Annotated in this window: 10 protein-coding genes; 9 read left to right on the top strand and 1 reads right to left on the bottom strand. The window is 71.5% G+C overall.

What is annotated here, in order from left to right; genetic code table 11:
• The first annotated feature begins 24 nt into the window (after nt 1–24).
• The 8 genes from WMF34_RS38755 (at nt 25) to WMF34_RS38720 (ending at nt 11639) form a co-directional block, all read left to right on the top strand.
• Nucleotides 25–426 (top strand): hypothetical protein, encoded by a 402-nt coding sequence (locus tag WMF34_RS38755; RefSeq protein ID WP_437990940.1) that lies wholly within the window; start codon nt 25–27, stop codon nt 424–426.
• Entirely contained in the window at nt 423–1442 is a 1020-nt protein-coding gene (locus WMF34_RS38750; protein ID WP_437990939.1) for a Gfo/Idh/MocA family protein, read from the top strand. Before WMF34_RS38755 ends, WMF34_RS38750 begins: the two co-directional genes overlap by 4 nt.
• Before the next feature lie 238 nt (nt 1443–1680).
• Entirely contained in the window at nt 1681–2019 is a 339-nt protein-coding gene (locus WMF34_RS38745; RefSeq protein WP_044966844.1) for a gamma-butyrobetaine hydroxylase-like domain-containing protein, read from the top strand.
• The gene (gene yihA / locus WMF34_RS38740; RefSeq protein WP_157907213.1) at nt 2016–2783 is read left to right on the top strand and encodes a ribosome biogenesis GTP-binding protein YihA/YsxC; all 768 of its coding nucleotides are present in this window, start codon (nt 2016–2018) and stop codon (nt 2781–2783) included. Before WMF34_RS38745 ends, yihA begins: the two co-directional genes overlap by 4 nt.
• A gap of 207 nt (nt 2784–2990) precedes the next feature.
• A complete protein-coding gene (locus WMF34_RS38735) occupies nt 2991–5582 on the top strand; it encodes an NADH-quinone oxidoreductase subunit L (protein ID WP_157907212.1) in 2592 nt (863 codons plus the stop codon).
• Nucleotides 5583–5589: 7 nt separating this feature from the next.
• Nucleotides 5590–7863, top strand: coding sequence for a complex I subunit 4 family protein (locus tag WMF34_RS38730; RefSeq protein WP_437990938.1), 2274 nt, complete (start codon nt 5590–5592; stop codon nt 7861–7863).
• 3 nt (nt 7864–7866) lie between these two features.
• Complete coding sequence (locus WMF34_RS38725; protein WP_012240217.1) at nt 7867–9387, top strand: NADH-quinone oxidoreductase subunit N; 1521 nt, start codon at nt 7867–7869, stop codon at nt 9385–9387.
• Nucleotides 9388–9485: 98 nt separating this feature from the next.
• Nucleotides 9486–11639 (top strand): beta-galactosidase, encoded by a 2154-nt coding sequence (locus WMF34_RS38720; protein ID WP_437990937.1) that lies wholly within the window; start codon nt 9486–9488, stop codon nt 11637–11639.
• A gap of 84 nt (nt 11640–11723) precedes the next feature.
• On the opposite strand, the gene WMF34_RS38715 is transcribed toward WMF34_RS38720, so the two are convergent.
• A complete protein-coding gene (locus WMF34_RS38715) occupies nt 11724–12467 on the bottom strand; it encodes a TM2 domain-containing protein (protein WP_437990936.1) in 744 nt (247 codons plus the stop codon).
• Nucleotides 12468–12609: 142 nt separating this feature from the next.
• Between WMF34_RS38715 and WMF34_RS38710 the strand changes: the two genes are divergently transcribed.
• Nucleotides 12610–13791, top strand: a complete 1182-nt coding sequence (locus WMF34_RS38710) for an AI-2E family transporter (RefSeq protein WP_012240214.1) — start codon at nt 12610–12612, stop codon at nt 13789–13791.
• The last annotated feature ends 16 nt before the right edge of the window (nt 13792–13807 follow it).

Genomic DNA, 13807 nt, shown 5'->3' with positions numbered 1-13807 from the left:
GCGCCGGGGCTATACGGCTCGCGGATGGACTACGGCAAGGCGGTGCGGATGCTGCTGCTCGTGGGCACCAGCGCCGCCGCCGGCGGCGCGGTCCTCTGGACGCAATCGAGGTTCAACGCCTCGGACCGCAGGGCGGCGCTCGGCATCGTGCAGCAGTACCGCCCCGAGGGCGGCCGGAGCGTGCCGGAGGCGATCGGCGCGCGGCACCCGGGGAAGGCGCCCGCATGGAGCGCCACCACCGAGTCGGCCTGCTTCCAGCACGTCCGCGTGCGCGCGACGATCGAGGGCGAGGCGCGCGCGCGGTACGACTTCCTCGTCGACATCAACGGGCCCTCGATCCACCCGGGCAACGCCGAGGGCGAGGCGATCCTCGGCGAGCTCACGCTCCGGCCGGCCGAGTCCGCCGCGGCGCCGGGGGCGCCGTGAGCGCCGCGAACGTCCGGGTTGCGCTGGTGGGCTGCGGGCGGTGGGGGGAGAAGCTCCTCCGCGCGCTGTCGGAGAACGCGCGGGCGCGCGTGGTCGCCGTGGCGGATGTCGACCGCGGCCGCCTCTCGCGGGCGCGCGCGCTCGCCCCGCGGGCGCGGCTCGTGCGCACGATCGACGAGGCGCTGGCGGCGCGCGTGGACGCGGTGATCATCGCGACCCCCGCGGCGAGCCACGCCGAGCTCGCGCTGCGGGCCCTCGAGGCCGGCGCCGATGTCTTCGTGGAGAAGCCGCTGGCCCTCTCCGCCGCGCAGGCCGATCGCTGCGCTTCCCGCGCCGCTGCGCTCGGCCGGATCGGCATGGTCGGCCACCTGCTCCGCTACCACCCCTCCGTGGTGCGCCTCGTCGCGCTCGCGCGCGAGCGGCGCCTCGGCGATCTCGTGAGCTTCAGCGCGGCGCGCCTGTCGATGAGCGCCGGCGTCGCCGGCGCCGGCGGCGGGGCCCGGTCGGCGCTCTGGACGCTCGGGCCGCACGATCTCTCGTTGCTCTCGGCGCTCGACTCGAGCCCGCTCGCCGAGGCGCGGGCCCACCTCGCGCCGTGCGGCGAGCTCGTCACGCTCGAGGCGCGCCTCGAGAGCGGCCTCGCGGCGCGGATCGAGCTCTGCTCGTCGAGCCCGACGAAGGAGCGGCGGCTGCGGCTCGTCGGCAGCGCGGGCGCCTTTGTCTTCGACGACGTGCGCGCGCCCGACCGCATCGTGTTCCTGGACGCGCGCGGCGCCGCGGCAGGCCCGCCGGCCGGCGAGCGCGCCGCGCACCTCGAGCTCGCGCCGGCCGGGAGCGAGCTAGAGGTGCCGTGGCGCGAGCCGCTCTCCGTGGAGATCGAGCATTTCCTCCGCTGCGTCGAGGACCGCGCGCCGCCGCTGACGCCGCTCGACGAGGGCGCCGCGGTCGTGCGGATCCTCGAGCGCGTCGAGGCGACGCTCGCCCCCGTCGATGCGCGGGTGGTCGCCGCAGGGTGACGTGCGTGACGTGCGCAACGCGCGTGACGTGCGCAGCCGCGGTCCGCTCCCGCTCCTGTGCTGGCCCGAGGCGCCCGGGAGGGCGCGGAGAGCGCCGGCGCGGGCGAGCCCTGGGGGAGCCCTGGAAACCCCGGAGGCACCGCGGGATCCGAGAAAAGCGGAGCGGCGCGCGGCCGACGCGCCGCGGCGCTTTGCAGCGCCGGATCGGCGTGGTACTGCCGTCGCCTGGAAGGGCACGATGCCGCAGGATCCGAAGCTGACTCCCACTCAGGTCAAGGCGCCGCACGGCGCGCGGGTGATGGAGATCCACTGGGCCGACGGCCACCGCAGCGTCCTTCCGCACGAGATCCTGCGCGGGTACTGCCCGTGCGCGAACTGCCAGGGGCACGGCGGCACGATCAACTTCGTGCCCGGCGGCGACCTGAACGTCCGCGAGATCGAGCAGGTCGGCAACTACGCGCTCCAGTTCACGTGGGGCGATCGGCACGACTCGGGGATCTACACCTTCCGGTACCTGCGCTCGCTCTGCCAGTGCGACGAGTGCAAGCCGCAGTTCCAGCCGCCCCGCTCGAAGTGACCACCTCCCGCCGCGCCCCCAAGCCTCAAGCTGCTCCGCCGGCGCGCGCCGAGCGGCAGCTCGATCCGTTCCAGATCGTCGACTCGTCCTTCGTCGCCGGCGCGGGCTCGCTCGCGTCGCTCCCTCCGCCCGTCAGCGCGGAGGTGGCGTTTGCCGGGCGCTCGAACGTCGGCAAGTCGAGCCTCATCAACACGCTCGTCGAGCGCAAAGGGCTCGTCCGGACGAGCTCGAACCCCGGCTCGACGCGGCAGATCAACCTCTACGAGGCGCGGGCCCGCGACGGCGCGGTGTTCCAGCTCGTGGATCTGCCGGGGTACGGCTTCACCCGGCGCTCGAAGTCCGAGCAAGCGGCGTGGGCGTCGCTGATCGAGGGGTACCTGCGCGGGCGCGTCACGCTCGCCGCGGTGCTGCTCCTGGTCGACGCGCGGCGGGGCCTCGAGGAGGACGATCTCGAGCTCATCCGCTTCATCGAGGCGTCCCGCGACGTCGCGCGACGGCCGGTGGAGCTGCTGCTCGTCGCGACGAAGGTCGACAAGGTGCAGCGCTCGTCGGTCCGGCGCGCGCTGGACCAGCTGTCCGCGGCGGCCCCGCGCATGGCGGGCGGCGGTCTCCGCCGCGCGATCGGGTTCTCGTCGATCACCGGCGAGGGCAGGCGGGATCTGTGGCTCGCGATCCGGCGCGTGACGCAGCTCGGCGGCGCGGCGCCGTCATCGAGCGGCGGCGCCGCGCGCGAGGACGATGACCAGCGGACGACCGACGGCTGACCTCGCAGAGGTGCGAGATGCGCGCAAGAACAGCGCGTCTCGCCGTGGAACAGGGCCGATGGAAGTATTGACCCGCCCTGTGACCCTCCATTAACGTGCGGCTCCTCCGGTTCCGCGGGGGAGTCACCAGAGCCGACTGACACGTCGCGGGGTGGTTGCAGAGCAAGACGCGCGTGCCGGCCCATGTTCTCACCGGCTGCCCCAACGATGCCCGACTACTCCGGCCAGGTCACGCACGTCCACACGGCGCTGACGCCACTCTGGTGGATTCCGCTCCTGCCGATGCTCGGCGCGGTGATCAACGCGCTGTTCGGCCGCGCGTTGCAGCGGAGCGCGTTCGGTCGCGATGTGTCGAGGCGGCTCCACATCGGGAGCCTCGGCGTCACGCTCGTCGCCGTGGGCGCCATGCTGGGCGCCTTCGCCCTCGGGCTCGCGAGCTTCGTCCAGCTCATCGGGCTCGCTCCGGGGGAACGCGCGCTCTACAGCTTCGCCTGGCAGATGATCCGCATCGGATCGCTCGACGCGAACTTCGCGTTCGTGATGGATCCGCTGAGCTGCCTCATGACGCTGATCATCACCGGCGTCGGCACGCTCATCCATGTTTACGCCGCCTCGTACATGGAGGCCGAGCCGGCGTACTGGCGATTCTTTACCTACCTGAACCTCTTCGTCTTCTCGATGTTGCTCCTCGTCCTCGGGGACAACTTCATCGTGATGTTCTTCGGCTGGGAGGGCGTCGGCCTCTGCAGCTATCTGCTCATCGGGTTCTGGTACAGCGACTACAAGAAGGCCTCTGCCGGCATGAAGGCCTTCGTCGTGAACCGGATCGGCGACTGGGGCTTCGTGTGCGGCCTCGCGCTCCTCTTCTGGGGTCTCGGCGCCAGGTGGCTCGACGACGGCCGGTTCCTCTCCGATTACCGCGCGCGCTTCATCGCGGTGGCCGCGGAGGCGCGCGGCGATCACGGCGCCTCCGCCGGGGCGAAGGACGGCGCCGGCGGCAAGGCGGGCGAGCGCAAGGCGCAGCCGCTCGCAGGGGCGAAGGGATACCTCACCTTCACCGGTCATCCCGGCGCGCGCGTGTACCTCGGTATCGCCGACGCCGCTCAGCTCGCCTCGAGCCCGCGGCCGTTCGGCGTGTCCCCCTTCATCCGCAAGGAGATCGACGCCGGGGCGCACTCCGTTGTGATCGTGCCGGGCGACGGCGCCGTGATCGGGGGCGATGGCGTCGAGATCGCCGCGATCGAGCGGATGCGCGTCGAGCCGGGCAAGGAGATCGTGGTGGCGACCGTGGGCTCGACGGTCACGTTCCGCGAGATCCACGATCAGCTCGTCATCAAGGACGCGAGCGGCAAGGCGTTCCTCAAGGATGCCCTCGAGTCGAAGACGGTGTGGGGCGGCGTCGCGCTGATCACGCTGGCTTGCCTCTTCCTCTTCGTCGGCGCCGCCGGCAAGAGCGCCCAGATCCCGCTCCACGTCTGGCTGCCGGACGCGATGGCCGGCCCGACCCCCGTCTCCGCGCTGATCCACGCCGCCACCATGGTCACGGCCGGCGTTTACATGGTCGCGCGCCTCAGCTTCCTGTTCTCGCTGAGCCCGGTCGCGGGCGGCGTCATCGCGCTCATCGGGGCCTCGACGGCGCTTCTCGCGGCGACGATCGGCTTCTTCCAGTACGACATCAAGAAGGTGCTCGCCTACAGCACGGTGAGCCAGCTCGGCTTCATGTTCATCGGGGTCGGCGTCGGGGCGTACTGGGCCGCCGTGTTCCACCTGATGACGCACGCCTTCTTCAAGGCGTGCCTGTTCCTCGGCTCCGGCTCGGTGATCCACGGGATGCACGCGGTGGAGCACGACGAGGCCGCGGCCCAGGACATGCGCAACATGGGCGGCCTCCGCCGCGTCATGCCGCTCACGGCGCGGACGTACCAGGCGGCGTGCCTCGCCATCACCGCCGCGCCCATCCCGTTCTTCGCGGGCTTCTGGTCCAAGGACGAGATCCTCTGGAAGGCGTTCGGCACCGAGAACACCGGCCCGATCCCGGGGCTGCTCCTCTACGGGATGGGCCTCGCGGCGGCGCTCGGCACCTCGTTCTACATGTGGCGGAGCTACTTCCTGACGTTCGAGGGGCCCCACGCCCGCAAGGAGATCGAGACCCAGGTCCACGAGTCGCCGCCGGCGATCACCTGGGTGCTCGCGGTGCTGGCGGTCCTGTCGGCGGGCGCGGGCGTCGTGTTCGGCTTCTCCAGCCACTTCGTCGGCGGCCACGGCGAGCCCCTGCTGGAGGCGTGGCTCCATCCGGTGTTCGCTCACGCGGAGGTCTCGTTCCGGCGCCACGGGCTGGGGCTCGAGCTCGCGCTCATGGCGCTCTCCGTCGGCGGCGCGATCGTCTCCTTCTCGCTCGCGCGCGCCCGCTACGGCGCGCGCCGCTCCCCGCGCTGGGCCGAGGAGGAGCGGCGGCTCCCGGGCTTCCAGCTCCTCTCGAACAAGTACTACGTCGACGAGATCTACGACGCGACGGTGGTGCGCGCCGCCCTCTCGCTGCGCCTCTTCTTCGCCGAGATGGACCGCTGGATCGTCGACGGCATCGTCAACGGGATCGCGGTCCTGACCCGGGCCGCCGCCTGGGTCACGGGCGCCATCGATCGGTACCTCGTCGACGGCGTCGTGAACCTCGTCGCCGAGGGCACGCTGAGCGCCGGGGCGAAGCTCCGCTCTCTGCAGACCGGGCGCATCCAGAGCTACGTCTATTTCCTCCTGGGCGGCGTCGCCTTGTTCAGCATCGTTCATTACTTCCTGCGGTGAACGGCCGATGTCGAACCTCTCCCTCGTCAGCATGCGCCGTGGATTCGCCCTCGCGAGATCGGCCAGGTCCACCTCGATGAAGCTCCTGATCCCCCTCCTGGTCGCGCTCTCCGTCGTGCTCGGGGCGGCGCCGCCGGCGCTGGCGCAGGCGCTCGAAGCGCCGAGGGCGCCCGGGCCGCGCGGCCAGATCGCGCTGCGCGCGGAGCCGCCCGGCGCGCCGGTCGAGCTCGCCGCGAGCGGGCCGGATCACGTCGGCTCGTTCACGATCGAGAACCAGGGCGACGGCCCCTTGAAGGTGACGCGGGTGATCGTGCGGACGTCCCCCGAGGACCCGCGCGTCCCGCCGGGCGTCAGCGTGGAGCTCGAGGGCGGCGGCACCTCGGCGACCCTCCCGCCGGGCGCGAGCCGGAAGGTCGTGGTCCGGTGGAAGACCGCGGGCGTGCGCGCGCGGGAGCTCTACGGGCACGTCGTCGTCGAGTCGGACGCGGTGGCGGCCGGCGCGGCCGGCGCGGCCGGCGCGCTGGGTGTAGCGCGGACCGTCGCGATGGGCATCCACGCGGAGCGCGGGAGCAGCCTTGGCTTCGTCGGCGACCACATCCTCTCGATCCTGACGTTCCTGCCGCTGCTCGGCGTGGTCGCGGTCTTCCTCGCGCACCTCTTGCGTTACCGGGACGACAGGAAGCTCCGGCTGATGACCGTCGTGCTGATGGGCGTGAACCTCGTGCTCGCGGCGTGGCTCTACGCGCAGTTCGATCGGGGCTTCACCAGGGCCGACGGGAACGACGGCTACCAGTTCATCGAGCACGGCGTGTGGATCCGCTCGCTGAACGTCGAGTACTTCGTCGGCGTCGACGGCGTGTCGATCTCGATGGTCCTGCTCACGGCGCTGATCTCGTTCGTGGGCGCCCTCGCGAGCTACAGCGTCCACGACCAGCTCAAGGGCTACTTCGCGATGTACAACCTCCTCGTCACGGGGATGTTCGGCGTCTTCATCGCGCTCGACCTGTTCCTCTTCTTCGTCTTCTGGGAGGTGATGCTCCTGCCGATGTACTTCCTCATCGGCATCTGGGGCGGACCGCGGCGCGAGTACGCGGCGATCAAGTTCTTCCTCTACACGCTGGCCGGCAGCGTCTTCATGCTGCTCGCGTTCATCTGGTTCTACCTGAACGCCGGCCACACCTACCTGGTCGACGGCCAGGCCACCGAGCGCATCTTCTCGATCCCGGAGCTCTCGCGGGTGGCCTGGGCGGCGCAGGGGCTCACGATCCTCGGCGTCGCCGCGGTGAAGGTGGTCTGGATCTGGCTCTTCGTCGGGTTCGCCATCAAGATCCCGATGTTCCCGTTCCACACCTGGCTGCCGGACGCCCACGTCGAGGCGCCGACCGCGATCAGCGTGATCCTCGCGGGGGTGCTCCTCAAGATGGGCACCTACGGCATCCTCCGCATCAACTTCACCCTGCTGCCCGAGGCGACGCAGTGGGCCGCGCCGGCCATGGCGGTGTTCGGGGTGGTCAACATCCTCTACGGCGCCTTCTGCGCCATGGCGCAGAGCGACCTGAAGAAGCTCGTGGCCTACTCCTCCGTCAGCCACATGGGCTTCACGCTGCTGGCGCTCGGCGCGATGACGCCGCAGGGCATCCAGGCCTGCCTCGTCCAGATGTTCAACCACGGCCTGATCACCGGGATGCTCTTCACCCTGGTCGGCGTGGTCTACGACCGCGTGCACACGCGCGACATCGACAGGTTCGGCGGCCTCGCCTCGGAGATGCCGCTCTACACCGCGCTCGTCGGCTTCGCGTTCATGGCGTCGCTCGGCCTGCCCGGCCTGTCCGGCTTCTGGGGGGAGGCGATGACGTTCATCGGCGCCTTCCCGCGCTACCGCGCCCTCACGATCCTCGCCGCCGTCGGCGTCATCCTCACCGCGGCCTACCACCTCTGGGCCCTCCAGCGGATGTTCCTCGGCACGTTCCGCGCGTCGTGGCGGCAGAGCAAGTACCTCGAGCCGTTCGGCGGGAAGTTCCCGGAGATCAGCGGGCGAGAGCTCGCGTCGATCGCGCCGCTCGCGGCGCTGGTCCTCGTCCTCGGCTTCTGGCCGCGCCCGCTGCTCAGCCTCATCGATCGCGGGGCCCTCGACGTGCACCGCCTCGTCGACAGGCCGGGGCAGTCCCAGATCGCCGGCGCGCCAGGCGCAGACGGCGTGGGCGGCGCCGCGTACGCCCGCGCGGGCGCCCCGGAGGAGGGCGCCTCGCCGGGCCAGGGCGCCCTCGCCAGCGCCAGGTAAGCCGTGGAACCCCGCACCCTCGACAACGTCGCGAGCCTCGCCTACTTCGCGCCGGAGCTCGTCCTCATCGCGGCGGCCCTGCTGCTCGTCGTGTGGGACCTCGCGTCCCCGGCGCGCCTCAAGCTCGCCGGCCTCGTGATCCTCAGCCTCGCTGCGCTCGCCTGCTCTGGCGGGCTGGGCGCGTACTTCCTGGCGACGGACGCCGCCCCTCGCGCGCTCTTCCACGGGTTGCTCGCGTTCGATCGCTTCTCGAACCTCTTCCGCGTGATCTTCGCGCTCGTCACCGGGGCGATCGTCCTCTTCTTGGTGCCCCCGCGGGCCCCCGGGATCGAGCCCGAGCTCCGCCGCGACTCGGGCGAGCTCTTCACGCTGATCCTCGTGCTCTCGCTGGGCATGAACCTGATGGCGGCGAGCCGCCACCTGCTGCTCATCTACCTGTCGCTCGAGCTCGTCAGCGTCATCAGCTTCGTGCTGGCGGGCTTCAAGATCAACGACGCGAAATCGAGCGAGGCGGCGCTCAAGTACGTCATCTTCGGCGGCGTCGCGTCGGGGATCATGCTCTACGGGATGAGCTGGATCTTCGGCATCACCGCGTCGATGCGGCTCGACGAGTGCGCGGCGCGGATCGCCGCGCTCACGGCGCAGCAGGGCAAGGTGCCGGAGGTCGTGTTCGTCGGCACGGCCTTCATGCTCGCGGGCTTCGGCTACAAGATCAGCGCCGCCCCGTTCCACATGTGGACGCCCGACGTGTACGAGGGCGCGCCGACCCCGGTGACCGCGTTCCTCTCGGTGGGGCCGAAGGCGGCCGGCTTCGCGGTGCTGATCCGCTTCTTCTCGGACGCGCTCGGCGCCGGGAGCGCGCCGCCCGGCGTCGCGACGCCCTGGCCGGTGCTCTTCGGGTGCCTCGCGATGGCGACCATGACCGTCGGCAACCTGTCGGCGCTCGAGCAGGAGAACGTGAAGCGCATGCTCGCCTACTCGAGCATCGCGCACGCGGGGTACATGCTGCTCGGCTTCTCGGTGTTCAGCGGCGCCGGCGTCGCCGCGATCGCCTTCTACATCGTCACCTACTGCTTCATGAACCTCGGCGCGTTCATGGTGGTGATGGCCGTGGCCGAGGAGAGCGGCGGAGACGAGACGTTCGCCGCCTTCCGGGGGCTCGGGCGCCGCGCCCCGCTCGTCGCCGCGGCGATGGCCGTGTTCCTCGTCTCGCTCACCGGCCTGCCTCCGACGGCGGGCTTCATCGGCAAATTCTACCTCTTCTCGGCGCTGCTCGCCGCCGGGGGCGCGTGGAGCTGGGTTATCGCGGTCGTCGGCGTGCTGAACAGCGTGATCTCGCTCTTCTATTACGCGCGCCTGCTCCGCACGATGTATCTCGACAGGAGCGATCGCACCGAGCCCACACCGGTGCGGCCGCTGCTCGGCGGGACGGCGTGCGCGCTCGCGATTCCGACCGTGCTGCTCGGGGTCTACTGGGGGCCAGTTTACGACTTCGTGGCGCGCTCGGTGTCGATGCTGCGCTGAGCGCTGCGCCACGGCGCCGACGCCGTCCCAATCCAGCGCGCGCCGGGCCGAACGCGGCGGTATCGATCTCCCCGCGATCCTTGCTAGTGTGCGCGCGCGTGGCCACGACCCAGGACGCGGGCTCTCCAGAGGAACGTTTCGCGCGGGGGGTACGCCTTGTCCCGGGCGGCCTGGACATCGGCGGCAAGCTGGTCCCGCTGTACGCCGGCAGCGTGCACTACTGGCGGCTCGACCCGCAGCACTGGCGCGCTTGCCTCGAGGCCACGCGCTCGCTCGGCGTTCACCTGATCGACATCTATGTGCCGTGGGCCGTTCACGAGACCGGCCCGGGGCAGTTCGATTTCGGCCGGCTCGATCCGCGCCGCGACGTCGGCGCCTTTCTCCGCCTCGCGCACGAGCTCGGCTTCTACGTCATCGCCCGCCCGGGCCCGCACATCAACGCGGAGCTCACCTGCTTCGGCATCCCCGAGCGCGTCATCTGGGACCCGAGCTGCCAGGCCCGCTCGGCGCGCAACAACCCGGTCGTGCTCCCGATGTTGCCGTACGGGTTCCCGGTCCCGAGCTACGCGAGCAACGCATTCCACGACGAGGTCGCCCGCTATTTCAACGCGCTCGCCCCGGTCCTGAAGCCGCACCTCTACCCGGACGGGCCCATCGTGCTCTTGCAGATCGACAACGAGGGCGCGCTCTACTTCCGCGACGGGGCGTACGACCAGGATTACCACCCGGACGCGATCTCCCTGTACCGCGACTTCTTGCGCGAGAAGTACCGGACGATCGAGGCGCTCCAGCGCGCGTATGCGCCGAGGAGGGTGGAGCCCGCGCCGGAGGGCGACGCGACCGAGGACGTCGGCGCGGCGCTCGTGCGCGCGATCGCCCGCGAGCGCGCGCAGGCCGAGGAGGGCGATCTGCGGTTCGCCACGATCACGCCGCCGGTCGCGTTCGACGCCGAGACGCCGGCCGATCTCGCGCGCCACCTCGACTGGAGCGAGTTCCACGAGCACCTCCTCGAGACCGCCATGGGGCGCTTCGCGAGGGCGCTCTCCGCGGCGGGCGTCGATGGCCTGCCCACGATGCACAATTTCCCGATGGGACAGGACGCGACGCCGCTCAACCCGGCGCGCATCTCGCGCGTCGTCGACCTCGTCGGCCTCGACTACTACAGCATCGCGAGCCCGAGCAGCCGGCAGATCCTCGCCCGCCGTACGAGCGAGCTCGCCGTGCGCTGCGAGGCGCTCTCGCTGCCGCCGTTCGCGTGCGAGATGGGCGCCGGCTTCCCGCCGTTCTTCCCGCCGCTCGAGGAGCGCGACAGCGTGTTCGTGATGATGGCCGCGCTCGCGTACGGGCTGCGCGGGTACAACATCTACATGGCGGTCGAGCGCGACCGCTGGATCGGCGCGCCGATCGATCCGCGCGGCCGCCCTCGCCCCTTCGCCGCCTTCTGGCGGAGGCTCTCCGCGGCCCTCGAGGCGACGAGGTTCCACGAGCTCCGCCGCCCGGCGCCGGTGCGCATCGTCACGCCGCGCACGGAGCGCCGGCTCTCCCGCGTGATGCACGCCTTCGGCCCGCTCACCGGGGCGTTCTTCTCGATCATGAACTTCGGCGCCCGCGATCGCTGCCTCGAGGACGACCTCGGGCTCGGTTACCCGCTCGCGGTGGAGTCCGACACGTTCGTGCGTGCGTTCGAGGAGGCGCTCGACGCGCGCGGCGTCCCCTACGCCCACGTCGGTGGCGAGGATCGCGACATCTCGCTCGCCGGGGCGCGCTGGGTCATCTGCGCCACCTCGGGCGGCCTGAGCCCGGAGCTGTTCGCGTGGCTGGAGGTGACGTCCCGGCAGGGGACGCTGATCACGCTCGGCCCCCGCGAGCCCACCTTCGACGGCGCCTTCCGCCAGCTGCCGCGGCCCTACGATCTGAAGCGGCTCCTCGCCCCCGGGCAGAACCTGCCGGCGCTCCTCCAGGACGACCCCGCCGCGGCCGACGCCGCGGTGTCGCGCGCCATCGACGCGCTCGGCCTGCCGGCCTTCGCGTGTGATCCCGACAGTGTCTTTGCGACGCTGCACGAGGACGCGTCGGGCACGCCGCGGGTGCTCTTCTTGCTGAACCCCGGAGACGCCGACGTGGTGGCGCGCGTCACAGTGAGCGCCCAGCGCGCGCGCGATGTGCTGGACGACGCGCACTTCGAGGCGCGGCGCGGGGCGCTCGAGGTGCGGCTCGTGCCTCGCTCCGTGCGGATGCTCGCGCTGGAGTAGCCCCGTCGCCGCGCGCCGCGCGGCGACGGCCAGCGAGGCTCGGTATCTCCGCTCGCTCCCCTCCTGACCCGGTGTGCCCCTCGATCAGCGCTCGAACCGCAGCGAGTTGCCCTCTGCGTCGCGGAAGCGGCCCATGCCGATCATGAGGATGTCGATCAGCGACCAGATGCCGAGCCCGCCGCACGTCAAGAGCTTCGCTATGCCGAGCCCGGTCTGTCCCAGATAAAAGCGATCTACGCCAAAGTAGCCGAGGAAATAGGAGAGCAAGAACAGCGTGGACTGGCTCTTGGTCGGGTGGCCGACGGGCGCGTCGCGCCTGAGCACGAGCCCCTGGGCGTCTCGCATCGATCCGGTGCCGATCAGGATCGTGTCGATGAGGCTCCAGAAGCCGAGGCCACCACACGTGAACAGCTTGAGGAGCCCGAGCCCCGTCTGACCCAGGTAGAAGCGATCGACGCCGAAGGTCCCGAGAAACACGGCGAGCATGAAGGCCGTCGCCTGGTCCTTGTCGGAATAAGCCTGCGCCGGGGCGCCGTGAGGCGGTCCGCCGCCGTGAGCCGGCGGCGGGCCCCAGCCGCCTCCTGGCGGCGCGCCGTAGCCGCCGGGGGGCGCGCCCCATCCTGCGCCAGGCGGCGGGTATCCTCCGCCCGGCGGCGGGTATCCGCCAGGCGGCGGGGTTCCGCCCGCCGAGGACGCGCCGCCACCGCCGCCCGGCGCCACGCCCTGGCCGCCGGGCGGGCTCGACCCCCAGCCGCCATTCCCCCAACCGCCGCCTGCGTTGCCCCAGCCTCCGCCTCCGGGCGGAACTCCGCCTCCGCTCGTGCTCATGTTCGTTCCCTCCGGCTGATGCGGCTGTGGAGGCGGCCGTGCGCCCCGCGGTCGTCAGCCGAGCCTGACTGTATCCTGGAACCTCGGCGCCGCGCTTGCGCAACGCGGAAATCGCTGGTGGTTGCCGGAGGCCCACCCTACCTTGACCCACGATGGGCCGCTGAGCGCGGCGCAGGAGCGAGCGCACCCGGCGATGCAGCAAGATTTTCAGTCCGATCGATGGCTGTCGTTCGCCCTCCGGGCGGGGCTCATCGCTCTGTTCTTCTGGATGGTGAAGGGGCTGCTCGTCCCCGTCCTGCTCGGCGGTCTGGTCGCGCTCCTCGTCTCCCCGCTCCAGCGCCGCCTCGCGCCTCGACTCGGCCGCTTCCGCCAGTTCGCGCCCGCGATCTCGACGGTGGGCGTGATCATCCTCGTGTGCATCCCGCTCGCGGTGATCATCATCGAGGCCTCCGCCTCGATAAGCCGCTTCTTCGCGCGGGATTGGTCGAACACGATCGAGCGGGTCGAAGGCCTCCTGAACGACGGGAGGATAACGGGGCTCCTCAACAGGGCTGGCCTGTCCGGGGACGATGTCCGCACGTACGTGAGCAACCTGTTCGAGCGGGTGGGCAGCTCGATCGCCGGCTTCGCGGGCGGCATGGTCGCCGCGGTGCCGCAGACGATCGTCGACGCGTTCCTGTTCATCGTCGGGCTCTACTACCTGCTCCGCGACGGGGGCCTGCTGCTGCGCTGGCTGCTCACGCAGTCGCCGTTCAGGAACGAGGAGACGGACGTCCTCTTCGCGTCGATCCAGGACACGGTGCACGGCGCCGTCCTCGGCCTGCTCGCGACGGCGGCCGTCCAGGGGACGCTGACGACGATCGCGCTGTTTGCCTGCAAGGTGCCGGGCGCGTTCCTGCTCGGCCTCCTGGCCACGCTGCTCTCGCTCGTCCCCATGATCGGCACCACGCCGGTCACGCTGGGGGCCGCCGTCTACCTGTTCGTCGTCGGGCGCATCGGGGCGGGCATCGGCATGTGCGCCGCGGCGGTCCTCATCGGGCTCTCGGACAACGTGATCCGGCCGTGGGTCCAGAGCTCGCACGGCGGGATGCACCCCCTCATCGCGCTCCTCGCCATCTTCGGCGGGCTCGAGCTGTTCGGCGCGGCGGGGATCTTCATCGGCCCGGTCGTCGCCGCGATCGTCCTCTGGGCGGTCGACACGCGCGCGGGCATCTCCGGTTCGGGCCTCCCGCTGGGCCCGCACACGTCGCAGCCGCCCCCCTCGATGACATCGCGACCGCCGCCGGCCTCGCGACCGCCTCCGACGTCGCGACCGCCGGTGTGACGCGGCGGCGCGGCGG

Origin of the sequence: Sorangium sp. So ce145 (assembly GCF_051525985.1) — a bacterium.
Lineage (GTDB): Bacteria > Myxococcota_A > Polyangia > Polyangiales > Polyangiaceae > Sorangium > Sorangium cellulosum_B.
This window is presented reverse-complemented; position numbering and strand designations above follow the sequence as displayed.

Bases quoted from the DNA above. Each gene is read 5' to 3' on its own strand.
- WMF34_RS38735 (WP_157907212.1), top strand. From the start codon at position 2,991: ATGCCCGACTACTCCGGCCAGGTCACGCACGTCCACACGGCGCTGACG.
- WMF34_RS38715 (WP_437990936.1), bottom strand. From the start codon at position 12,467: ATGAGCACGAGCGGAGGCGGAGTTCCGCCCGGAGGCGGAGGCTGGGGC.
- WMF34_RS38745 (WP_044966844.1), top strand. From the start codon at position 1,681: ATGCCGCAGGATCCGAAGCTGACTCCCACTCAGGTCAAGGCGCCGCAC.
- WMF34_RS38730 (WP_437990938.1), top strand. From the start codon at position 5,590: ATGTCGAACCTCTCCCTCGTCAGCATGCGCCGTGGATTCGCCCTCGCG.
- WMF34_RS38755 (WP_437990940.1), top strand. From the start codon at position 25: ATGGACTACGGCAAGGCGGTGCGGATGCTGCTGCTCGTGGGCACCAGC.